The organism is Alteromonas sp. 5NS40-0096, assembly GCF_057544385.1.
The window spans coordinates 399,231-422,058 of the sequence record NZ_BAAJLQ010000001.1 but is presented as its reverse complement, the minus strand read 5'-3'; the positions used below and the strand labels follow the sequence as shown (position 1 = coordinate 422,058).

21 protein-coding genes are annotated in these 22,828 nt (G+C 45.2%); 17 read left to right on the top strand and 4 right to left on the bottom strand.

Going from position 1 to position 22,828, the window contains the following annotated elements:
- The first annotated feature begins 214 nt into the window (after positions 1 to 214).
- Entirely contained in the window at positions 215 to 508 is a 294-nt protein-coding gene (yhbY, locus tag AC27G9_RS01995; protein WP_487070484.1) for a ribosome assembly RNA-binding protein YhbY, read from the top strand.
- Positions 509 to 595: 87 nt separating this feature from the next.
- Positions 596 to 1,369: a 3-hydroxyacyl-CoA dehydrogenase gene (locus AC27G9_RS01990; protein ID WP_487070482.1), complete on the top strand. Its 774-nt coding sequence runs from the start codon at positions 596 to 598 to the stop codon at positions 1,367 to 1,369.
- Between the two features lie 60 nt (positions 1,370 to 1,429).
- Here AC27G9_RS01990 and AC27G9_RS01985 read toward each other — a convergent pair whose 3' ends face one another.
- Entirely contained in the window at positions 1,430 to 3,823 is a 2,394-nt protein-coding gene (locus AC27G9_RS01985) for a Lon protease family protein (protein ID WP_487070480.1), read from the bottom strand.
- Positions 3,824 to 4,075: 252 nt separating this feature from the next.
- Here AC27G9_RS01985 and AC27G9_RS01980 point away from each other — a divergent pair, with 252 nt between their 5' ends.
- From AC27G9_RS01980 to lipA, 14 genes are all read left to right on the top strand, one after another.
- Positions 4,076 to 4,615, top strand: coding sequence for an SRPBCC family protein (locus AC27G9_RS01980; RefSeq protein WP_487070478.1), 540 nt, complete (start codon positions 4,076 to 4,078; stop codon positions 4,613 to 4,615).
- Between the two features lie 190 nt (positions 4,616 to 4,805).
- On the top strand, positions 4,806 to 7,403 hold the full coding sequence (leuS, locus tag AC27G9_RS01975; RefSeq protein WP_487070476.1) for a leucine--tRNA ligase: 2,598 nt from the start codon (positions 4,806 to 4,808) through the stop codon (positions 7,401 to 7,403).
- Positions 7,403 to 7,918, top strand: a complete 516-nt coding sequence (locus AC27G9_RS01970) for an LPS-assembly lipoprotein LptE (RefSeq protein WP_487070474.1) — start codon at positions 7,403 to 7,405, stop codon at positions 7,916 to 7,918. The genes leuS and AC27G9_RS01970 overlap by 1 nt, the downstream gene beginning before the upstream one ends.
- 2 nt (positions 7,919 to 7,920) lie before the next feature.
- On the top strand, positions 7,921 to 8,949 hold the full coding sequence (gene holA / locus AC27G9_RS01965; RefSeq protein WP_487070472.1) for a DNA polymerase III subunit delta: 1,029 nt from the start codon (positions 7,921 to 7,923) through the stop codon (positions 8,947 to 8,949).
- Complete coding sequence (nadD, locus tag AC27G9_RS01960; RefSeq protein WP_487070470.1) at positions 8,946 to 9,602, top strand: nicotinate (nicotinamide) nucleotide adenylyltransferase; 657 nt, start codon at positions 8,946 to 8,948, stop codon at positions 9,600 to 9,602. The genes holA and nadD overlap by 4 nt, the downstream gene beginning before the upstream one ends.
- 42 nt (positions 9,603 to 9,644) lie before the next feature.
- Complete coding sequence (rsfS, locus tag AC27G9_RS01955) at positions 9,645 to 9,962, top strand: ribosome silencing factor (RefSeq protein ID WP_487072035.1); 318 nt, start codon at positions 9,645 to 9,647, stop codon at positions 9,960 to 9,962.
- A 90-nt stretch (positions 9,963 to 10,052) separates the two neighbouring features.
- Positions 10,053 to 10,523: a 23S rRNA (pseudouridine(1915)-N(3))-methyltransferase RlmH gene (rlmH, locus tag AC27G9_RS01950; RefSeq protein WP_487070468.1), complete on the top strand. Its 471-nt coding sequence runs from the start codon at positions 10,053 to 10,055 to the stop codon at positions 10,521 to 10,523.
- A gap of 4 nt (positions 10,524 to 10,527) precedes the next feature.
- Positions 10,528 to 12,420 carry a penicillin-binding protein 2 gene (gene mrdA / locus AC27G9_RS01945; RefSeq protein WP_487070466.1) on the top strand — a complete coding sequence of 631 codons (1,893 nt, stop codon included), beginning with the start codon at positions 10,528 to 10,530 and terminating at the stop codon, positions 12,418 to 12,420.
- Positions 12,413 to 13,525 (top strand): rod shape-determining protein RodA, encoded by a 1,113-nt coding sequence (rodA, locus tag AC27G9_RS01940; protein WP_487070464.1) that lies wholly within the window; start codon positions 12,413 to 12,415, stop codon positions 13,523 to 13,525. The genes mrdA and rodA overlap by 8 nt, the downstream gene beginning before the upstream one ends.
- Positions 13,525 to 14,370 carry a septal ring lytic transglycosylase RlpA family protein gene (locus AC27G9_RS01935; RefSeq protein ID WP_487070462.1) on the top strand — a complete coding sequence of 282 codons (846 nt, stop codon included), beginning with the start codon at positions 13,525 to 13,527 and terminating at the stop codon, positions 14,368 to 14,370. The genes rodA and AC27G9_RS01935 overlap by 1 nt, the downstream gene beginning before the upstream one ends.
- A 243-nt stretch (positions 14,371 to 14,613) precedes the next feature.
- Entirely contained in the window at positions 14,614 to 15,810 is a 1,197-nt protein-coding gene (locus AC27G9_RS01930; RefSeq protein ID WP_487070460.1) for a serine hydrolase, read from the top strand.
- 102 nt (positions 15,811 to 15,912) lie between these two features.
- Positions 15,913 to 16,176, top strand: coding sequence for a DUF493 family protein YbeD (ybeD, locus tag AC27G9_RS01925; protein WP_487070458.1), 264 nt, complete (start codon positions 15,913 to 15,915; stop codon positions 16,174 to 16,176).
- On the top strand, positions 16,177 to 16,827 hold the full coding sequence (gene lipB, locus AC27G9_RS01920; protein ID WP_487070456.1) for a lipoyl(octanoyl) transferase LipB: 651 nt from the start codon (positions 16,177 to 16,179) through the stop codon (positions 16,825 to 16,827).
- Positions 16,820 to 17,782: a lipoyl synthase gene (gene lipA / locus AC27G9_RS01915; RefSeq protein ID WP_487070454.1), complete on the top strand. Its 963-nt coding sequence runs from the start codon at positions 16,820 to 16,822 to the stop codon at positions 17,780 to 17,782. The genes lipB and lipA overlap by 8 nt, the downstream gene beginning before the upstream one ends.
- 31 nt (positions 17,783 to 17,813) lie before the next feature.
- On the opposite strand, the gene AC27G9_RS01910 is transcribed toward lipA, so the two are convergent.
- Positions 17,814 to 18,629, bottom strand: a complete 816-nt coding sequence (locus AC27G9_RS01910) for a DUF817 domain-containing protein (RefSeq protein ID WP_487070452.1) — start codon at positions 18,627 to 18,629, stop codon at positions 17,814 to 17,816.
- 191 nt (positions 18,630 to 18,820) lie between these two features.
- On the opposite strand from AC27G9_RS01910, the gene AC27G9_RS01905 reads away from it, so the two are divergent.
- On the top strand, positions 18,821 to 19,756 hold the full coding sequence (locus tag AC27G9_RS01905) for a bifunctional helix-turn-helix transcriptional regulator/GNAT family N-acetyltransferase (protein ID WP_487070450.1): 936 nt from the start codon (positions 18,821 to 18,823) through the stop codon (positions 19,754 to 19,756).
- Positions 19,757 to 20,078: 322 nt separating this feature from the next.
- Here the strand turns inward: AC27G9_RS01905 and AC27G9_RS01900 are convergent, their stop codons facing one another.
- Positions 20,079 to 20,603, bottom strand: coding sequence for a P-loop NTPase family protein (locus AC27G9_RS01900; RefSeq protein ID WP_487070448.1), 525 nt, complete (start codon positions 20,601 to 20,603; stop codon positions 20,079 to 20,081).
- Positions 20,604 to 20,824: 221 nt separating this feature from the next.
- Positions 20,825 to 22,642, bottom strand: a complete 1,818-nt coding sequence (locus AC27G9_RS01895) for a DUF885 domain-containing protein (protein ID WP_487070446.1) — start codon at positions 22,640 to 22,642, stop codon at positions 20,825 to 20,827.
- Between the last annotated feature and the right edge of the window lie 186 nt (positions 22,643 to 22,828).

The following is a 22,828-nucleotide window of genomic DNA, read 5'->3' as shown; positions in this document are numbered from 1 at the left end:
AAAGCTACTTGGTAATATTTATACGCAAACAACGACGTATCTGTTCAGATTCGTATAAATCGTTGAATAATGGCGATAAAACCACCACCCACCCAAAGTTTTGAACAAAAAAATAGCAATAAAGAACAATCTAATTAGGATTGTAATCAAGATGGCGTTAGAATACGGCTTTTCAAGACGTAATAAATATTTTAATTGTAAGAAAACCTAATAAATGAAACTTTCAAACAAACAGAAGCAATTTCTCAAAGGACTGGCGCACCCTTTAAAGCCAGTTGTACAACTTGGCGCCAATGGATTAACAGAAGGCGTAGTTGCGGAAATTGATAACGCCCTCGGCTTTCACGAGTTAATCAAAGTCAAAGTGCCTACCGATGACAGAGAAGAAAAAGCGCTTATTATGGACGCGATAGTTCGCGAAACGTCATCTATCAAATTGCAAGTGATTGGCCATACTTTGGTCATCTTCCGTCCTTCTGAAGAGCGTAAAATTCAGTTGCCAAAATAAGTACTTATTGCAAAAGCAATTTGACTTTGACCATTGTCAGGTTCTGGCTCTTAGCTTTACTATGAAAAAAAAGATAAGGACCTGATGATGGACACAACTTCCCCTACTGTAATTGTCACTGGCGGCTGCTCTGGCCTTGGCCATGCTACAGCAACTGCATTCCGTAATGCTGGTTACAACCTCTCTATTTTCGATTTGAACGAAGAGCTCGGTGCACAACGAGTATCTGAGTTTGGTGCCGAACACACGTCGTTTTACAACGTTGATGTTCGCGAAGAAACCCAAGTTCAATCTGCTATTGAAAGAACGGTCGCACGTTTTGGCAAGATCGATGTTGTCGTCAATTGCGCGGGTATTGCTCCTGCGGCAAGACTGCTCAATCGCGAGGGTGAGCCTGTTCCTTTGTCAGGGTTCCAGAATACAATTGATATTAATCTTGTGGGCAGTTTCAACGTTTGCCGATTAGCCGCCGCGGCCATGGCAAGTAATGAGACAGGTGAAACTGGTCAACGGGGTGTTCTCATCAACACCGCCTCTGTCGCAGGTTATGAAGGTCAAATCGGCCAAACGGCTTATGCCGCGAGTAAAGCGGGAATTATTGGCCTCACCCTCCCAATGGCGAGAGACCTCAGTAATCTCGGCATTCGGGTGAATACTATCGCGCCAGGCGTCATGGGAACGCCAATGCTGTTAGCGATGCCAGAAAAAGTGCAAGACGCCTTATCAGCCAATGTTCCTTTTCCAAAGCGCCTCGGTTTACCTGAAGAGTTCGCAAAATTGGCGTTGCACATCGTAGATAACGCCTATTTGAACGGCGAAACACTTCGCCTCGACGGTGCACTGAGAATGCCGCCTAAATAAACGAATACCCTAGTCAACTTAAACCAAAAACGCCGTTATCATCGGCGTTTTTGGTATCCATCACTCTTCACCACCATTCACGATCATCGCGATATTGTACAAGCGATTCAATGCGTGATAATTGATCGTGTTTTTGGGATAACGCCCTTTGCTACTCAGGTTACCCGCGTCTTTTTCCATCAACAATGATAAAGCCTCATCAACGGTTTTAGCCGTATAGATGTGAAACAGCCCTTTTTTTACCGCATCGATTACACGGTTATTCAGTACAAGGTGGATTTGATTTGAATGCGGAATCACAACGCCTTGCTTTCCGGTTAGACCTCGGTGTTCACACAAATCAAAAAAGCCTTCGATTTTTTCGTTTACACCACCTACCGCTTGTACTTCACCATATTGGTTTATCGAGCCCGTCACTGCCAACGATTGTGTAGTCGGGATCTCAGTCAATGCCGAAATAAGCGCCACCAGTTCGCCTAAGGATGCACTGTCGCCATCGATATGCCCATATGACTGTTCCAGTGCGATGTTAGCACTGAGTGTTAGCGGGAAATGTTGGGCGTATTTGTGACCCAAATATCCGGTTAACAGCATTACCCCTTTTGAATGAATTGACTGACCTAGCTCCACCTCTCGCTCAATATCGACAACCCCATTGGCGCCAGCATAAACGGTTGACGTAATTCTTGCTGGCGTACCGAAAGCAACGTCACCAATGTCTAACACAGTGAGACCATTCACCTTACCCACAGCATGACCGTCGGTTTCTATCAGCACCTGACCTTCTTTGATATCATTGAGCAGTGTTTGGCTTACTCTACCTGTTCGCCGCTTTTTTGCTGCTAGCGCACGCTCTAAATGGTCGAAATCCAACAGGGTTTTGCGATCTTCGAAACAAAAGTATCTGGCTTCATGAAGCAATTCGATTACCTCAGCAAAATGAGCAGAAAGCTTTTCTTGGTGCTCGGCCCGTCTAAGTGAGTACTCGACCAATCGATGCATCGCCTTTGAAGAGATACCCTCGATACCCAAGCTGGCTAATTGTCCTCTGACACGCCCGACAAAATCGTTCAAGGTTTGTTTGTTCATGCCAATTTCCAAATCAAAATCGACAAGGACCCTGAACAATTCGGTAAATTCATCATCGTAGTCTTGCAGGGTATAGTAGAGAGAACGTGACCCCAACAAAATGATTTTTACTTTTAATTCAATTGGCTGTGGCGTCAAAGATATCGCATTTACCATACCCACATCTTGTTGTGGGAAATCTATTCGCAACTGACCAAATTTAATCGCCTGTTTTAAGGCGTCCCAAACGTAGGGCTGTTCCAATAATTGATCGACATCCAGTACCAAATATCCACCATTGGCTCGATGCAAAGCGCCAGGGCGAATCATGCGGTAATTGGTATAGACGGCACCGTGAACACTGGTGTATTCAATTTTACCAAACAAGTTTTGGTAGGTTGGGTTTGCCTCGTATACTACTGGTGCCCCTTGATTAACACTGTGGCCGGCGACAACATTGGGTAAAAAGTGCTCTTCAAATAAAGCGCGTCTGTCTGCTTCATCAAGCTTTTCTTCTTTGCTGTCTTCTGCAAGCAACGTCACAATTGTGCTTACCACGTGGGTTCGCATCTGCTTTAAATATTTCAATACGCCCAAATCAGACGCGTATTTGTGTTCCAATGACTTGAGCATGGGCTTAATACCCTGCTCTGCTGTTTGCTTATTTAACTCTCTAACTTGTTCGGACGATTGGCGCTTCCACACGGGTAAAGACAGTAGACTTTCACTCAGGCGGTTCTCTAATTCATCAATCAATTCGTAAAAATGAGTTCGTTTATCTTCCGATAGCTTAGCAAAGTCAGTGTCACTGATAGGTTTACCATCGATAATGGGAGCAAACGAGATTGTACCCGCCTCCTCATACATAGCGACGCCATTGGCTTGAGCAAAGACTTCAACCGAATTAATCGCGGCGTCATACTGTTGCTCAAAATTTCGCTCGATTGCCGCTTTTTTCCGTTGATATCCGGGGTTATCAAAAGCAGCGGGAAAGGTGTCGAGCAATTCATCGATAAAATGCTCCAAATCTTTTTGAAGTTGGCGACCTTCCCCCGGATGCAGGCGTAATAAAAACGGCTCTCTTTCTTCTTCGAAATTGTTGACGTAGCAAAAGTCATCAGGTGTCGGTAATGCACTTACATGATGTTCGATGTATTCTTTGACGAGTGTAAAGCGCCCTGTCGCTTGCTCTCCCATGACATATAAATTGTATCCAGGCGCATCAATTCCCAAACCAAATGTCAACGCGTCCCTAGCTCTTTGTTGGCCGACGAATGTCGCCTCCATTGCTTGGTCGTCTTTCAATGCCGCATTTAGAATTCTGCGGTTAATTTTGGGGGAGAGTTTATCTGCGCTCAGCGGCGCAATAACAAGATTTTCAGCCATTAAGGCAAACCACCATCTATTAAACAGGTCTATCGACAACTGGCATTTGGTTCGGTGCCAAGAAAATACGACTGACGCTAAATTGGTTCAATCGTACGAATGTCCAACGGTTACGTGAAAGATATTAGGGCTCGTGAACGATTGCTGTCAAACCTTTGACAACTGATTGCTCAATTTCCATGCGCATCGAATTGAGAAAATCTAAAATCAGTTTACATTAGCAAGGGTATTTCCGAACGAGTTGACGCAAAAATGAAAATAAAAACCTTAGTAATTGGCTTAGCGACTTTACTGCTTTACTCCCCAATATCAGCCGCAGAAGTGACCCAAGTCAGTCAAATAGGCTTTGTCGTTACAAATCAAGTAAGTGTCCCTGTAAACGCTGAGCAAGCCTACTCCATCTTTGTCTCAGATGTGGATAAATGGTGGCCTAAAGATCACAGTTGGTGGGGTCAAGAAGGAACGTTTTCTATTGATGCTCAAGCCGGTGGTTGTTTTTGTGAAATAGCTGGTAGTCGCAGTGCTGAGCACATGCATATTGTATTTGTAGACCCGCAGAAAACCCTAACGATGACAGGCGCCTTAGGGCCACTTCAAGGCTTGGGTTTAACAGGCGCGTTAACTTTCCAATTTACCGCTAAGGACAATCACACAACAGTCTCGATGACCAACAGCGTGCACGGAATTTTTGATGGCGATTTTGAACAGTTAGCCAACATTGTCGACCAAGTTCAATCGATGCAAATCAATGGATTCAAACAACGAGTACTCAACCTAAACCCCACAAATTGACGCTTATTTAAACAGCCGCTTATTTTTTCACAAATATTGTGCAAAAAAGTGCAGACAAATAGCACGTGAAAGTTGTTTGTAAATGGCCCCCTAGGGTATTCTATGGGGCTAAACGTCGTACTGAAGGCCAATATTTGATAAGCGCCCATCAGTACAAAGAATATAGAACGATTGCGGAAGCCCTTTTTTCATGGCCGATACACAGTATAACCCACAAGAAATAGAACAAAGCGTCCAACAGCACTGGGACAACAACCAAGTATTCAAAGCGACTGATGACGAATCAAAAGAGAAATTCTATTGCCTCTCTATGTTCCCGTATCCCAGCGGTCGCCTGCATATGGGCCACGTCAGAAACTATACTATCGGTGACGTGATTAGCCGTTTTCAACGCATGCAAGGCAAAAATGTGTTGCAGCCTATGGGTTGGGATGCCTTTGGCCTACCGGCTGAGAATGCGGCAATCAATAACAATACAGCACCGGCTAAGTGGACGTATTCCAACGTCGAATACATGAAAAGTCAGTTAAAATCGCTTGGCTTCGGCTACGATTGGGACCGTGAAGTCACAACGTGTAAATCTGACTATTACCGTTGGGAGCAATGGTTCTTCACTCGTCTATATGAAAAAGGCTTAGTGTATAAGAAAAACGCAACGGTTAACTGGGATCCTGTAGACCAAACGGTTTTGGCAAACGAACAAGTTATCGATGGCCGCGGTTGGCGTTCTGGCGCTGTCGTTGAACAAAAAGAGATTCCTCAGTGGTTCATTAAGATCACCGATTATGCTGAAGAGTTACTCAGTGACTTAGAACAGCTAGAAGATTGGCCAGAACAAGTCAGAGCAATGCAAGCCAACTGGATTGGTCGCTCTGAAGGCGTTGAAATTACATTTGAACTCGCTTCACCCGCGGGCGAAGAAACCGATTTAACCGTTTATACAACCCGCCCCGATACCTTTATGGGTGTCACTTATGTCGGCGTGGCTGCGCAGCATCCCATCGCTGAATTTGCGGCTAAAAACAACCCTGAACTCGCGGCATTTATTGAAGAATGTAAAAATACCAAAGTAGCCGAAGCTGAAATGGCGACGATGGAGAAGAAAGGGTGCTCTACAGGCCTCTATGCAATTCACCCTCTCACTGGTGAAAAGGTCGCGATTTGGGTAGCCAACTTCGTGCTTATGGATTACGGCTCAGGCGCAGTGATGGCGGTACCTGGCCATGACCAAAGAGACTTCGAATTTGCACAACGCTACGACCTTCCAATCAAACAAGTGATTGCTGCCAATGAAGGTGACGAATGTGATCTTAGTGCAGCTGCCTATACGGAAAAAGGCAAGCTAGTCAACTCTGAGCAATTCGACGGTTTAGACTTTCAGGCGGCATTCGATGCCATCGCGGACAAACTTGTCGAATTAGGCAAAGGAGAGCGCAAAATCAATTACCGTCTACGAGATTGGGGAGTTAGCCGCCAACGCTATTGGGGAACACCAATTCCAATGTTGAACTTGGAAAATGGTGAGTCTGTACCTGTGCCTTCTGATGAGCTACCTGTTGTATTGCCTGAAGACGTGCAGATGAACGGCGTTACGTCTCCGATTAAAGCTGATCCTGAATGGGCAAAAACGCAATATCAGGGTCAGGATGCACTTCGTGAAACTGACACTTTCGATACCTTCATGGAATCTTCTTGGTACTACGCACGTTATACCTGCGCGCAAAATCAAGACAGCATGTTAGACCCTTCACAGGCTAACTATTGGTTGCCGGTTGACCAATACATCGGTGGCATTGAGCACGCAATCTTGCACCTACTCTATTCTCGTTTCTTCCATAAATTACTTCGAGACGAAGGGCTAGTTGAGTCTGATGAACCATACAAGCGCCTGTTGTGTCAGGGAATGGTATTAGCCGACTCTTATTTCACTGAAGATCAAGCTGGCAAGAAAACTTGGTATTCGCCCACTGAAGTGAGTGTGGAAAAAGACGATAAAGGTCGCATTACTAAGTCTTGGCTATCGGCTACCGGTGAAGCGGTGGAACACGGTGGCATGACTAAGATGTCAAAATCAAAAAACAACGGTATCGACCCTCAAGAAGTCATCAATAAATACGGCGCTGATACTGTTCGTTTGTTTACCATGTTCGCGGCTCCTCCAGAACAAACACTAGAATGGGTAGATTCAGGTGTAGAAGGCGCCAACCGTTTCTTGCGCCGTATCTGGAAGCTAACGCAAGATAGCTTATCCGAAGGTGATACTGCAGCACTGGATATTAGCGCGCTAAGCAAAAATCAACAAAGCTTGCGCAGAGAAATTCACAAGACTATCCAAAAAGTGACGGATGACCTTGGGCGTCGCCAAACGTTCAACACGGCAATTGCTGCAACGATGGAATTGTTGAATCACTTACAAAAAGCACCACAAGAGAGTGAAAGCGATATTGCCCTTGTGCGAGAAGGTATTGAAGCGCTACTACAGCTGCTTAACCCGATCACGCCTCATATATGCCATACCTTATGGCAGGCACTAGGACATACAACGGATATCGAAGCTACACCTTGGCCGGTAGCTGACCAGAAAGCATTGGTCGAAGACGAGAAACTCATCATTGTTCAGGTCAACGGAAAGGTTCGTGCAAAAATAACCGTTTCCGCGACGGCGAGCAAAGAAGAAATTGAGGCTCAAGCGCTAGCCAACAACAATGTCACCTCTCACACAGATGGAAAAACGGTGAGAAAAGTGATTGTTGTACCCGGTAAACTCGTCAACATAGTTGCAAACTAATGAAACGACTCACTGCGATGACTATCACGCTACTGCTAACCACTCTGGTTAGCAGTTGTGGCTTCAAGTTAAGGGGCAGCCAAGCGCTGCCACACGACATCAATCAAGTTGCCGTGCAAGCGGCACCTCACTCATTGATGGCTCGAGCCTTAAACAAACGGCTTCCCGTGTATGACTTGCAATCGAGTACAGCAACGGCAACACCGGACGCAAACACTGTACTTATTAGTCTTGCACCAGAGAGCTTGGACCGACGTTTGCTATCAGTATTCTCAACCGGCCAAGTAGCCGAGTACGAATTAATTTACTCAGTTCGCTATACCGTTTGGTTTCCAAATAAGGAGCCGTTTGAGCATCAATTTGAAGTGGCCCGAGAATACCAAGACGATCCCGACCGCGTTCTCGCTAAATCCAGAGAGCTGAATATTGTGCTGGATGAAATGAGAGCAGATGCAGCAGATAGAATTATTCGTTTGCTGTCGAATCAAGCCACCATTGCTTATGCCAACGAGTAGTAATGCAAGTTTATCCTAATCGTTTCGCTGACTCTCTGACCAAAGGACTGGGTAATTGTTACCTCGTTTTTGGCGATGAGCCACAGCAAAAATTTGAAACGATTGAATTATTGCGAACCAAAGCCCGCGAAAATGGATATGAAGAACGAACTGTCTTAGTTGCGGATAGTGATTTCCAGTGGCAACAGCTTATCGAAGCAACACAAAGCCTGTCACTTTTCAGTTCGCAGCAGTACATTGAATTGGAACTTCCAACCGGCAAACCGGGTACCGAAGGTGGGAAAGTCCTAACTGAGCTCGCCTCGTCCCTTTCTCAAGACACAATCTTGTTAGTTCACGGGCCAAAAATTGGCAAGGACGTACAAAAAACCAAATGGTTTAAAGCACTGGATAATATCGGTGTTTTTGTTCATTGCTACCCACTAGAAGGCAAAGCATTAGCCAGCTGGATTCAGCAACAAGCAGACGCTCAGGGTGTGCAAATCGATCACAACGGCGTGCAGTTTATCATGGGTTTTAGCGAAGGTAACATGATGGCTGCCCACCAAGAGTTGGTGAAGCTTGCGCTACTTTACCCCGGACAAATGATAGACAATGAGAAACTCGAAGCTAGCTTAGTCGATCAAAGTCGATTTAATGTGTTTCAGCTAATAGACGTGATGCTGGCGGGAGATACTAAACGCTGCATCAAAATACTGTACCGTTTAGAAAGTGAAGGGATCGAGCCAAATATCATTATCTGGGCACTGATCAGAGAATGGAAAACGCTATCGAGTTTGGTGGCACTAAAAAGTTCCGGGCAACCTATACAATGGCAACGTTTTGGCGTTTGGCGTAATCGGCAAGGTTTTTATGATGCTGCCTTGAGTCGAATGTCCCCATCATTGCTCAACAACATTCAGTCCGAGTTAGAAGCTGCCGATTTGGCATTCAAGCAATCGGTATTAGCCAAGCCCTATATCAAGCTAGCGCATTTGTGCTGTCTTTTCATGGGAATACCACTTCAAGGCATTCAGGCATTTGAAGCATGAGCGACAATGAAACACCGTTAATCTTGTTCGGTGGTACTTTTAACCCACCCCATATGGGTCACATTCACGTCGCTAAAGCCGCCATTTCACTCTTTTCTGATGCCAAGCTGGGAATCATGCCAGCCTATATTCCGCCACATAAAGAAACACTGGGGATAAGCTACGCTCATCGGAAACAGCTAGTTGAACTCGCTATCGCAAACGAGCCGGCGCTTTATGTTGAGTCAATCGAAGAATCGCTAGCAGCCCCCAATTACACGGTTAAAACGCTACAGGCGCTGCGTAAACAACACCCAGATCGCCCTATCTGCTTTTTGATTGGTGGAGATAGCTTAAGTTCGCTGGATTCTTGGTACCACTGGCAAGAACTGTTGTCTCTCACACATCTAGTCGTCTATCAGCGCAATGGTTATCAAACCTACAGCGCGGAAGTTGAAGCGACATTGCGACGCAGTCTTGTTGAATCGGCTTCGGCGTTAACTTCACGCTCATCGGGTTTTATTTACACCATAAAGCAAGAAATGTTCGATATTTCATCAACTGAGCTTAGGGCTGCATTTAAACAGGAAACCTGCGACAATAAGAAGCGACTTCAGAGGTGGCTTTCACCTCAAGTACTACACTATATCAATGACTATCGGTTATATCGCTAAACGAACAGCAATAACCCAATGATTTACCAAAAAGGAGAACTTTTGGAGCTACAGCAACTCAAACAATTTGTTATCGATAAAATCGACGACATGAAAGGCCGTGACGTAATTGAAATAGACGTTCAGGGCAAATCCAGTATCACAGATACCATGGTGATTTGTTCTGGAAACTCAAAACGCCACGTAGTCTCGATCGCCGAAAACGTCATGCTTGAAGCCAAGCACACAGGAATAGACGTATTGAGTGTTGAAGGAAAAGAATCAGGCGAATGGGTCCTTGTAGACCTCGGCGACGTGATTGTTCACGTCATGCAAGATGAAACACGAGATTTTTATCAATTAGAAAAACTCTGGGCCTAATTCAAGCCCTAAACGACGAAAATAATAAGAACAGGGTCATATAGTCATCACTAGATGCCACCTGTGTAACGACGGTTAGGTAACAAATACGTGCGCATTCAAATAGTAGCGGTTGGAACAAAAATGCCGGCTTGGGTATCTACTGGTGTTGACGAATTCATTCGTCGCTTCCCCAGTGATATGCCTGTCTCATTTACCGAAATCCCAGCCGGTAAACGGGGCAAAAACGCTGACATCAAACGCATCTTGCACAAAGAAGGCGAACAGATGTTAGCGGCTATCAATAAAAGTAATCGCATAGTCACGCTTGAGGTGCTCGGTAAGCCTTGGGATACACCTACCCTTGCCAAACAACTAGACAATTGGAAAATGGACGGTCGCGACGTCAGTTTGTTGATAGGTGGGCCAGAGGGGTTGGCACCGGAATGCACGGCAATCGCCGAACAACGCTGGTCGTTATCGCCTCTTACCCTTCCCCATCCCTTGGTTCGAGTTATTGTGACCGAAAGCCTCTACAGGGCTTGGTCCGTCACTCAAAATCACCCTTATCACAGGGAATAGCTCGGTGCCAATAAAACGACAAAATATCCGTGATCACACTGCAGAAGCCAATTTGTTTGCACGCCGCAGTGTGATTGCGTTACTGATTGTCGTGGGATTAATGGGTGTTGTGCTGAGCAACTTATACGTGTTGCAAGTCAAGCAATATGACGCTTATCAAACTCGCTCAAATGGCAACCGAATAAAAGTGCTCCCCGTTGCACCAAATCGCGGGCTCATTTACGACAGGAATGGCGTGCTACTAGCTGAGAACAAGCCTGTTTTCAGCCTAGAAATCATCCCAGAGAAAGTCGAAGACCTCGATCAGACCCTAATTAGCTTACAAGCACTCATGGGGATTTCTGATGACGAGATTGACGACTTTAAAAAAGCGTTAAAACGTCAAAGACGCTTCAAGCCGGTTGCATTGCGTACGCGGTTGAGTGAAGAGGACGTCGCTTTGTTCTCCGCACAAAAACACCGATTCGAAGGCGTTTCCATTGAGGCTCGTTTGGCGCGACATTACCCGTTTGGAGATGCGCTTACCCACGTATTGGGTTATGTTGCCAAGATCAACAAAAAAGACTTACAAAAACTGGTCGAAGCGGGCCAAGAGGCGAATTACGCCGCGACCCATGACATCGGCAAATTGGGTATCGAAAAATTTCATGAATCCTACTTGCATGGCGAAGTGGGATATCAACAAGTTGAGGTCAATAATCAGGGCCGAATCATTCGCGTGTTAAGTGTTGAACCGCCCGTCCCCGGCAGAGATTTGGTGTTAAACATCGATGTTCGTTTACAACAACATGCCAAGTCACTATTGGCGGGTAAAAGAGGTTCGATTGTACTCACCTCACCAAAAACGGGTGGTGTCTTAGCCATGTTTTCCAGCCCGAGTTACGATCCAAACTTGTTTGTCCATGGTATCAGCCAGAAGAACTACTCGGCGTTGTTAAATTCGCCAGACCGACCGCTCATCAATCGAGCGACTCAAGGCCAATATCCACCTGCATCGACGGTAAAGCCTCACCTCGCGTTATTGGGGCTAGAGTCGGGAGAAGTCACCATTGACGACACCATTGTGGACAACGGAAAATACAGCTTACCGAATGTGTCCCATATTTGGCGAGACTGGAAAAAAATTGGCCATGGCGAAGTTAATTTAACTAAAGCAATAGAAGTGTCCTGTGACACTTACTTTTACGATTTGGCCTATCGATTGGGTATTGATCGCATTAGTGGAGCGATGACCGACTTTGGCTTCGGGGACTACACCAGTATCGATTTACACGAGGAATCTAGCGCCAACATGCCAAGTCGAGGCTGGAAACGTGCTCGATTCAATCAACCCTGGTATATCGGAGATACCATACCCGTTGGTATCGGGCAAAGTTACTGGACGACCACGCCTCTTCAGCTTAATCAGTCGATCAATACGCTAGTAAATTACGGTGAAAAAATTGCCCCTCAAATACTACTTGGTTTCAAAACAGAATACGGCGTTGATGTCGAGCCTCCGAAGACACTGAAGCCGATAGCAATTAAAGACGAAAAAAATTGGGATAGTGTACTTGATGCCATGCACGGCACTGTCAACAAATCCCACGGTTCTGGGTTTCGGGCCTTCTCTGGCGCGTCTTATGTGTCAGCGGGCAAAACCGGAACAGCACAACTTTTTTCGGTCGGTCAAAACGAAAAGTATAAAGCGGAAAACGTTGCGGAACGACTCCGAGATAACGCTATGTATGTAGGCTTTGCACCTTACGAGGATCCTGAAGTGTCTATCACCATTGTATTAGAGAACGCAGGGTTTGGTGGTGCGAACGCCGCGCCAATGGCACGAAACATGTTGGATTACTATTTTGTTAATTACGCACCGACAACAGCGGGCATAGGTGACGAAGCTGATGAATGATGCAATAAGCCATAACCGCCCCTCGCTATTACAACGAATTCATATCGATGGAATTTTACTTGTTGGTTTGCTCACCTTAATGGGTGTAGGCTTGTTTACTATCTACTCCGCGGGAGGACAAGACGCAGGTCTAATTCAGCGGCAACTCATACGACTAGGTTTGGCCTTGGCAGTGATGTTTGTTATGGCCCAAATTCCTCCCATGGCATACCGACGTCTTTCTGTCTATGGGTATGCGGTTGGGCTCATTATGCTAGTCGCCGTATTGTTGTTTGGCGATATGGGAAAAGGGGCACAACGCTGGCTCGACTTATATATCGTGCGTTTCCAACCCTCTGAAATCATGAAACTCGCCGTCCCCATGATGGTAGCTTGGTACATTAGTAAATTTACACTGCCCCCGCGCACGATTCACATCATCACGGGTTTCGCTATGGTAGCTGTACCTACTGTATTGATTTCAAAGCAACCTGATCTTGGGACCTCATTATTGGTTGCCAGTTCAGGTATATTTGCGCTTTTCCTTGCGGGAATGAGTTGGAAACTGATTGGCATAGTCGCATTGTTGGGCAGTGCTTTCCTGCCAATAATGTGGTTTTTCTTGATGCAAGCCTATCAAAAACAGAGGGTGATTACCTTTCTCAACCCCGAAAGCGATCCCCTAGGGGCGGGCTACCATATCATCCAATCAAAAATCGCGATTGGCTCTGGTGGTGTAGAAGGAAAAGGGTGGTTACAAGGCACTCAGTCGCAACTTGAATTCTTACCTGAACGCCACACCGATTTTATTTTTGCCGTTTTTAGCGAAGAATTTGGCCTACTCGGTGTATTAGGTCTGCTCGCAATCTATACGTTTATTATTGCTCGGGGTTTACTGATCGCAGTCAGGGCACAAAACGCCTATAGCAAATTATTGGCCGGTAGTATCACCCTAACCTTCTTTGTGTATGTCTTTGTAAACATGGGCATGGTATCTGGTTTGCTACCGGTAGTGGGCGTACCTTTGCCTTTAGTTAGTTATGGCGGTACTTCCATGGTGACATTGCTCGCAGGCTTTGGCATTCTAATGTCTATAAGTACACAAAAAAGATTAATGTCGCGCTAATGACCAAAATTAGGCATGCCCTACTTCTGTTTTTCTTATGCCTGTTGTCGGCTTGTGAATCCACTGGTCGCTACACGCAAAAAACTGATTCCGCGCCCAATTATGTGTACAAAGAACCCGATTTGTCTGATGCGCAACCCCAATACGAACCTTACCGTGAATTGAATCACCGCCCTTATACCGTCCTCGGTAAGCGTTACTTTCCCATTCTCACGGGTAAAGGCTATGAGGCAGTAGGCAGAGCGTCCTGGTATGGACAAAAGTTTCATGGCCACAAAACCTCTAATGGCGAAACCTATGACATGTTTGCTATGACAGCGGCGCACAAAACGCTGCCATTGCCCTCCTATGTCAGAGTAACTAATTTAGACAATAATAAAACAGCGATTGTCAGGGTAAATGACAGAGGCCCATTTCACGATAACCGTATTATCGATTTGTCCTATGCGGCAGCAAAAAAATTAGGTTATCAGAAGACTGGCACTGCTCGGGTTAAACTAGAAGTTATTCACGTAGACGTTAACGAACAAGTCACCGTAGGCAAAGGCCCAACGGTCTCTTGGCAGCAATACATGGGTATAGAGCCTGAGCCGGCGCCCGTATACAAGGATGCGTTTTTTATCCAGGTCGCAGCCCTAAGCGACCTCAGCCGTGCCAAATCGGTTTCGAGCGTTCTCAGTACACTGTATCAAGTCCCTTCTCAGTTACCGATTGAAAACAACATATACAAGCTGAGATTAGGCCCCCTTCACGACAAGTATCAGGCAAAAATGTTGCTAGAAGACCTAAGAAAGAATGGCTACCCCAGCGCATACACGGTAACTGAACAAATCGAAATCAACTAAAATTTTTTTGAACTTTTTGCCCGTTTGCTGGTTCGAAAACACTCAACAAGAAATTTGTTCAACTCCAACCGGATTTCTGACAGTAACCCGACAACGAAAATGGTAGTGAAAATTTTGGGAGTAACTTTTATACGACGGATAACCAATCTCTAACGCTATACGGTATTTCCTTGGTATCCATTTTCGCTTACGTTAGAATTCAGCTTTAAGAAACACATTTAACACTTCAAATACGGTAAAACAATGCATAATAAATCAAGACGCGCTAAACCGTTTCTTCTTTCTCATTGCCGCAAATGGGCGTTTGCGGTAGCAGCGTCAATCGCTTGTGCTAGTGCACAAAGCGCAGTTGTAATTCCTCCTCCACCCAACGTTGCCGCTGCGGGCCACGTTTTGATGGACTATGAGACCGGACACTTAATTACTGAACAGAATGCCGACATGCAGCTGGCGCCTGCTAGCTTAACCAAGATAATGACAATGTACGTTATTGGTAAAGAACTAGAGGCTGGCAATATTAGCTTGGAAGACGAAGTCACGATTTCTGAGAATGCCTGGGCAAAAAACTTCCCTGATTCTTCGAAGATGTTCATCGAAGTCGGCACAAAAGTTAAAGTCAAAGACTTGCTACGGGGCATTGTTGTTCAATCTGGTAACGACGCCTGTGTGGCCATGGCTGAACACATCGCGGGTTCAGAAAGTGCGTTTGCCAGTATGATGAACGCCCACGCTCAAGCACTGGGTATGACCGCAAGCCACTTTGTCAATTCTCATGGTTTACACGATCCTGATCACTATACCAGCCCGAGAGACATGGCAACACTATCACAAGCGCTGATCAGCGAAACGCCTGACATGTACAAGATATACTCGGAAAAAGAGTTTACTTACAATGGCATTAAACAGTACAACCGCAACAGTTTATTGTGGGATAAGAGCTTGAACGTAGACGGTATCAAAACTGGCCATACGTCAGACGCGGGTTACAGTTTGATCACGTCAGGGACACAAGGTGATATGCGTTTAGTGTCGGTAGTTATGGGCACAGAAAGCGAGCGTGCTCGTAAGGAAGAAAACAAGAAGCTATTGCGATACGGTTTTAGGTTTTACGAGACAGTTACCCCTTATGAAGCAGGTGAGAGTTTCGTCGCACACCGCATTTACATGGGTGATAGAGAAACCGTTGATTTGGGTATTAATGTTGCCACACCATTAACGATTCCCCGCGGCCAAGCAAAAAATCTACAAGCAAACTTCGAGCTTGATCAACAGTTAGAGGCGCCCCTTGCTAAAGGACAAGTCGTCGGGAAGCTGTTTATTCAGTTAGAAGGTGAAGATGTAGCTGAGTATCCATTGGTTACACTCCAAGAAGTAAAAGAAGGTGGTTTCTTTGACCGCATGATGGATTACGTGATGCTGAAGCTTGGATTCGAGGGATAAGTCCCCATTTAGCCTGTTATAAGGCTATAACCTTTTGTGTTAGTACGGCCAGATTGATACAATCTGGCCGTTTTTGTATGAATCAGCAGCAAGGATATCTCTATGGATACCCGATTTGATGAACTTCTCGAGTTCCCCACATTCCAAACATTTAAAATCATGGGCGTTGCCGATGATAATTTGCCAGACCAAGTCGTTTCACGCCTGCAAGAGTTGGCGCCCGGCGATTACACGCCAACCATAAAGCCCAGTTCAAAAGGCAACTTTCATTCTCTGTCGCTGCGCGTTCGCGTAACTAGCAAGGAGCATATGGAAGAAATCTATACTGAAATTTCGAAATTAGAACTTGTACGAGTAGTGCTGTAAGTGAATACGCAGAAGGTCATTATCAGACAACTGGGTCTCCAACCTTATGAACCAGTTTGGCAAGCCATGCAATCACTTACGGATACCCGTGGTGAGCAAACGCAAGACGAAATCTGGTTGGTCGAGCACCAACCTGTTTTCACGCAAGGCCAAGCAGGCAAAGCAGAGCACATTCTTATGCCTGGCGATATTCCAGTGGTCCAAGTAGACCGAGGCGGCCAAGTCACTTATCATGGCCCGGGTCAACTTACTGTCTACCTCATGCTCGATATAAAACGCATGAAAATTGGTGTTAGACAGTTGGTTACCGCTATTGAAGAAGCAGTCGTCGCTTCACTTGGCCTATACCGTGTTGAAGCGTATCCGAGGAAAGACGCCCCAGGCGTTTACGTAGACAAAAAGAAGGTTTGCTCCCTCGGACTACGAATCAGAAAAGGCTGCTCTTTTCACGGTTTAGCACTCAACGTTAATATGGATTTAGAACCATTTAGTCGGATAAACCCTTGTGGTTACGCTGAACTAGAAATGGTAGATACAGCAAGACTCGGCGGCCCCAAAACGCTATCAGAAGCGTCTAACTCACTAATAACAACGCTAAAAGACGCACTCGATATTACCGAAACAGAATACAGAGAAGGCTTTGATGAGTAACCCACGACCTAAAGCAGGCTTGAAACTCCGCGACGCGGACAAAGTAAAACATATCCCGGTGACGATTATCCCCACCGAGAAAGAGGAAATGTTACGCAAGCCGGAATGGATTAAGATCAAACTGCCCCGCACAACGGAGCGTGTTGATCAAATTAAGCAAACACTTCGAAAAAACAATTTGCACTCAGTCTGTGAAGAAGCAAGCTGCCCTAATCTAGCAGAATGTTTTAACCACGGTACGGCCACCTTTATGATTCTCGGTGATATTTGTACGCGCCGTTGCCCATTTTGTGATGTAGCTCACGGTAAACCGTTACCTCCGAGTGCTGAAGAACCGGAAAAACTGGCAAAAACCATTGCTGAAATGAAACTCAAGTACGTCGTCATCACTTCTGTAGATCGCGATGACCTTCGTGATGGTGGAGCACAACATTTCGTTGATTGTATCAATGCAATTAGAGAACACAGCCCATCTACGACTATCGAAGTATTGGTCCCTGATTTCCGTGGCAGAATGGACAGGGCACTAGAAATTTTCAAAAACGGTGTACCTGATGTGTTCAATCACAACCTAGAAACGATTCCGCGTCTGTATCGTGAGTGTCGACCCGGCGCAAACTATCAATGGTCTCTCGATTTGTTGAAGAAATTTAAGGCGCAACATCCAGAAATTCCAACTAAATCTGGTTTAATGATGGGTATGGGTGAGACTAATGAAGAAATTTCTAAGGTGTTAGAAGATCTGCGCGCCCACGATGTTGATATGTTAACACTTGGCCAATACTTGCAACCCAGTCGCCATCATTTCCCTGTTAAGCGCTACGTGCCACCAGCAGAGTTTGATGAGTTGGGTGAATTTGCAAAGACCATTGGCTTTTCCCATGCTGCATGTGGTCCTATGGTTCGTTCAAGCTACCACGCCGATCGCCAAGCGGCAGGTGAAGAAGTCAAATAACCACCATATATTGATAAAAGCCATGACCCTGTCATGGCTTTTTTTTGGGCGACATACAGTGCACCCCTCGCACCATGCTGACCATGACAAAGCTCAATTGCATCAATAGAAACCATGCCATCCATTTAGTCATGGGCACCCAATGCCAATCATTACCTTGACTGGGATAAACCCAAATCCGTGTATACGTTGCGATATTTTCGGCCAGCCAGATAAAAAAGCTCACCAGTGCTAAGCCCAGTAACAGTGGCATATGGCGATAAACGCCTACGACATTAAAATAGATGCGCGTTTGTCCGAACAATAGTACGGAGAACGCAACCAACAGCCAACGCATATCCCAGATATAGTGATGCGTAAAGAAGTTGAGGTAAACACAAACTACGAATATCACCGTTGCCGTCTTTGTTGGGTATCGTTCAAATCTAAATTCGAATATTCGCCACACTCTAGCAATATAGCTTCCCACTGCACTATACATAAAGCCAGTAAATAACGGGACATTACCAATTCCTAGCACGTACTGCTCAGGATAATGCCAAGACCCAATGTGCTCGGAGGTTTTAAACAGTTCCATTAAAGTCGCTACTATATGAAATATGAATACCACCTTGGCTTCTTTCATCGATTCCATCCTGAAAACCAACAATCCGAATTGGAACACAACAGCAGCAATGAACAAAAAATCGTATCGATGTAGCGCTGTAAAAGGGTACCAAAAACTAGTGGTTATCATAACAAACAACAGAAAACCACCGAATAAACAGGCACTCGCTTGCTTCACACCAAACCACCACAGTTCTCGCACAAATACCGAAACACTTTTGATCATTATTAACGTTGCCATTGAAACGCCCTATCACACATTAGCCTCACTATATTCAGTGGTTATGCGCATATAGTGGCGTCAATATGCTAATACGCAGTCTTTCTTATGAACCGGCAATCACACATTGCGCAACCATTCACTGCATTTTGTATTTGCAGATACTTCGTTTTATCGATACCATATCCGTAACCAGTTACGGAATATAAAAAATGAAACCTTATCATGAGCTTGGGCACATTGCCCTGGGTACTGCATTAAGAAACTTAGCCAATGTTGTTTCAAAAGACGCAGAACATACCTACCGACATTTCGGCTTCGACATCGAACCAAAATGGTTTCCCGTTTTTTATGTACTGGCATCAAATGGGCCAGACTCGGTAGTCAATATCGCGAAGACAATCAACCACTCCCATGTATCAGTGAGTAAGATTGTCAAAGAAATGAAAAACGCGAATATCGTTGCAAGCGATAAGTCACGATCTGATTCTCGAGTCACTGTCATTTCCCTCACTGAAAAAGCCAAGGCGATGATCCCCGCCATGGAACGTCAATGTGAAGCGGTGGATGCCGCCATGCGTCGTTTAGCGCAGGAATCAGGAATTGATCTGTGGCAATCAGTAACCACTACCCACCAGCACTTACAGTTTCGACCTATCAGTGAACGGGTAAATGAAGATGTTAACCCAAGCGAAATTCAGATTGTCGACTATGCGCCCATTTACCAAGATGCATACAAGCAGCTTAACGTCGACTGGATTAGTCAACACTGGACCCTGGAGGCGCCAGATTACGAAGCTTTAGATAACCCACAGACTTATATTCTGAATCAATCGGGGATGATTTTAATTGCGCTCTACCAAAACGAGCCCGTTGGTTCTTGTGCACTTATCAAGATGGATAGTCATACATATGAACTCGCCAAAATGGCCGTATCGCCCAAATGTCAAGGAAGAGGTATTGGGTTGACGTTGGGCAATAAAACGATTGAGCGCGCAAAACAAGTCGGAGCGAAACGCCTTTATCTGGAAAGCAATAGCGTACTCAAACCAGCGCTTAGACTATACGAAAAACTGGGTTTTAAGCACATTGACGGTACTCATTCACCATATGACAGATGCGATGTACAGATGGAGCTATTCCTCTGAAACATCGCATATTTGCAGTCACTTAAGTTAATAAAAACGTCATAATTTTGTATTTGCTTCGGGTTGAGAGTATCGGTTATGTTAGCCCTGCCCCCGTTTAAGCGTGGGTATTATGATAGCTTCAGAAGCGAAAAACTTAAGAAAAGACTCCATCAGTACACGTTTTGCAATCGCTACACTACTTACCGTGGTCTGTATGTGCGTTTTGGTTTGGTCACAAGTTTATTTCGAAAAAAACTCGGTGCATTACATCAACAAAAAATCACGTTGTTAGAATTGTCAAACACGTTCAGGTGTGTTTTCAGCCAAACCTGCAAAGGATTTATCGACAATGAGCTTGTATCGAACAAATCACTGCATTCAATTGCTTTACACTTGTCACATGAATGAGTTGTTTATGGGTCGTCATCTGGTTAAGTTTAGTCAGTAGCGTGTCGTTCCAAAAGGCGCGTGAAAGACGCAGGAAACGATAACTTGCAAGACTGCCTTTGATTACGGAACTTCCCTTAGGCCAACCTTCGGGTGTAACCAGAATCCCTTTCACTAGCCTCTTAGTGACAAACCAATAGCTGACCCAATAAGGCAAATCAAGATATATGAGAGTATCTGCACATTGCAGCCTTTGCTCGAAGCCTGATAACACGCCCAGGCCATCAATAACCCAACCAGGTTCATTTAACAGCTCACTATGTTTGGTTAAAAAAGCCTCTTTGTCCAGCAATTCGCCTTTGACGTTGTATTGAAGCAGGTCTAATGAATAGTAATTGAGGCCTAAACGAGCGGCCAGGCGCTTGGCCAGCCATGACTTACCACTACCAGGTTTTCCAAATACGGCTACTTTTTGCATGACTCTGTCCCTTTATTTTTTAGGCCAATATAAATGAAAAAACCCGCATTAAAGCGGGCTTTAAATCGCAAGAATTGTGACTAGGCTCAACGAACTGTGGTGTTACAAAAGGTCCGTTGTTCATGTTTCAATTACCTAGCGTTCAATATACCTCACTCATGTGATAGAACTGAAATAGCGAAGCAAAAAGCCGAGTAACTTCAGCTCCCAATTGCGCGGGACTAATTAGTGCCTTGGGCTTGTGTCCAGCGCTTCACTTTCTCACTTAAAATTGGCATAGGCAGTGAACCATCCGTCAATACTTCAGTGTGGAACTTGCGAATGTCGAATTGTTCTCCTAACTCCGCCGTCGCTTGATCTCGCAGTTGGCGAATATGGCGTTCTCCAACTTTGTAAGAAACAGCTTGTCCTGGCATCGAAATATAGCGCTCTACTTCCGCAACAACATCACTTTCTGCCATTGATGAATTATCAAGCATAAACTGAATCGCCTTTTCGCGGCTCCATCCTTTTGCATGTAAACCCGTGTCCACTACCAGACGCATCGCTCTAAGCTGTTCATCGGCAAGTCGGCCATACCACATATAGGGGTCAGTAAATAACCCCATTTCTTTGCCTAAACTTTCCGCGTATAGCGCCCAACCTTCTGCAAACACTGTATAACCACCAAACTTACGAAACTCTGGTAAACCAGTGACCTCTTGTTGAATGGCAATCTGGAAATGATGACCCGGTGCCGCTTCATGGACACTTAGCGTTTCCATTAGGAACTTGGGCTGTGCTTTCAGGTTATGCGTGTTAATGTAAAAGATGCCTGGACGAGAACCGTCTGGCGCTGGAGACTGATAACTCGCGCCTGCAGCTGATGCTGCACGGTAGGGCTCAACGGCTTTTACAACATAATCTGCTTTGGGGAAAACCTCGAAAAGCTGTGGTACGCGAGCATCAATTTTCTCTTTGATTTCAGTATAAGCCTGGATCACTTCTTCTGATGTCTCGAAATAAAATTGGTCATCTGTTCTCAAATGTTCAAAAAATGCCGCCAAATCACCTTCAAACCCAACTGTTTCCCGGACTTTGTTCATTTCACTTAAAATTCGAGCGACTTCAGCTTGGCCAAACTCGTGAATTTCATCGGCACTCAATGGAAGCGTTGTGTGTTCTTGAATCTGGTATTCATACCAGGCTTTACCATTGGGTAACGCAGACAGTCCAACAGTCTCTCTTGTCGAATTGAGATATTCGTCTTGCATGTACTCAAATACGCGTTGGTATGCTGGAACTATGACTTTATTGATCGTGTCGGTCATCTCTGAGGTAAGTCGTGTTTTGTCTTCGTCGCTTATTTCAGCGTTGTCGGCCAACATACTCACAGGCCCATAAAAAACACTGGTCGTCACGTCATCGACGAGGTGAGCAGACAGTTGCGGTAGGACTTTCTCTGCAATAGGCTTGGGTAGAACAATCCCCTTCTCGACGCCTTTTTTCATGTATGTAATCGTACTGTCCATGTAGTCAGCGAACCCTTGGGCTCGCTTCATAAAATTCTCGTAGTCTTTTGTTGTATTGAAAGGTTGTGCCGACTGCCCTGATCCCAGCATAGCGAAGAAGGTATGTACGCCGCCCATTTGCGATAAAGGTACGTACTCGCCGCCATATTGCATGCCTTCTAAATTGTGAGCCCTGTCATATTTGAAGATTTCATAAGTTATCCAATCTTGTCCATCGAGCTTACTTGGGTCGATAGCTTCTAGGCGTTGTTGATATTTAGTCTCAAATTCGATTTGCCCTTTTCGTGCCGCATCACTCAAAGGTTCACCAAATCTATCATTGTATTTTTCTATACCAACGAAAGTGGCGTAAATCGGATTGCGTTCCATCATTTCCGCAAAATAGTCATCGGTTAATTTTTTGAGCTTTTCAGCCTCTGTTAACTGAACCGCTTCAACACTTGTTTCGGTAGGCTCGTTACTGTTGTTACAGCCAGCGAGAGAAGCGGCGGCTAAAGAAACCGCGATTGCGATGAGATGCTTTTTCATAACTGTCCTAGTCGTTTAATTATTATTTGAATTTACCCAACATCATTACAACACACTAAGGGTATTTGCTCGTAACCTAATGTGTTAGTGAATATTTCACGATGAATATTCGAAGTGGTTGGATTGTTTGACAGCAGAATAATAGTAGAATGGCGAGCAAAAGCCTATCCTAGCTCAACCACAAAG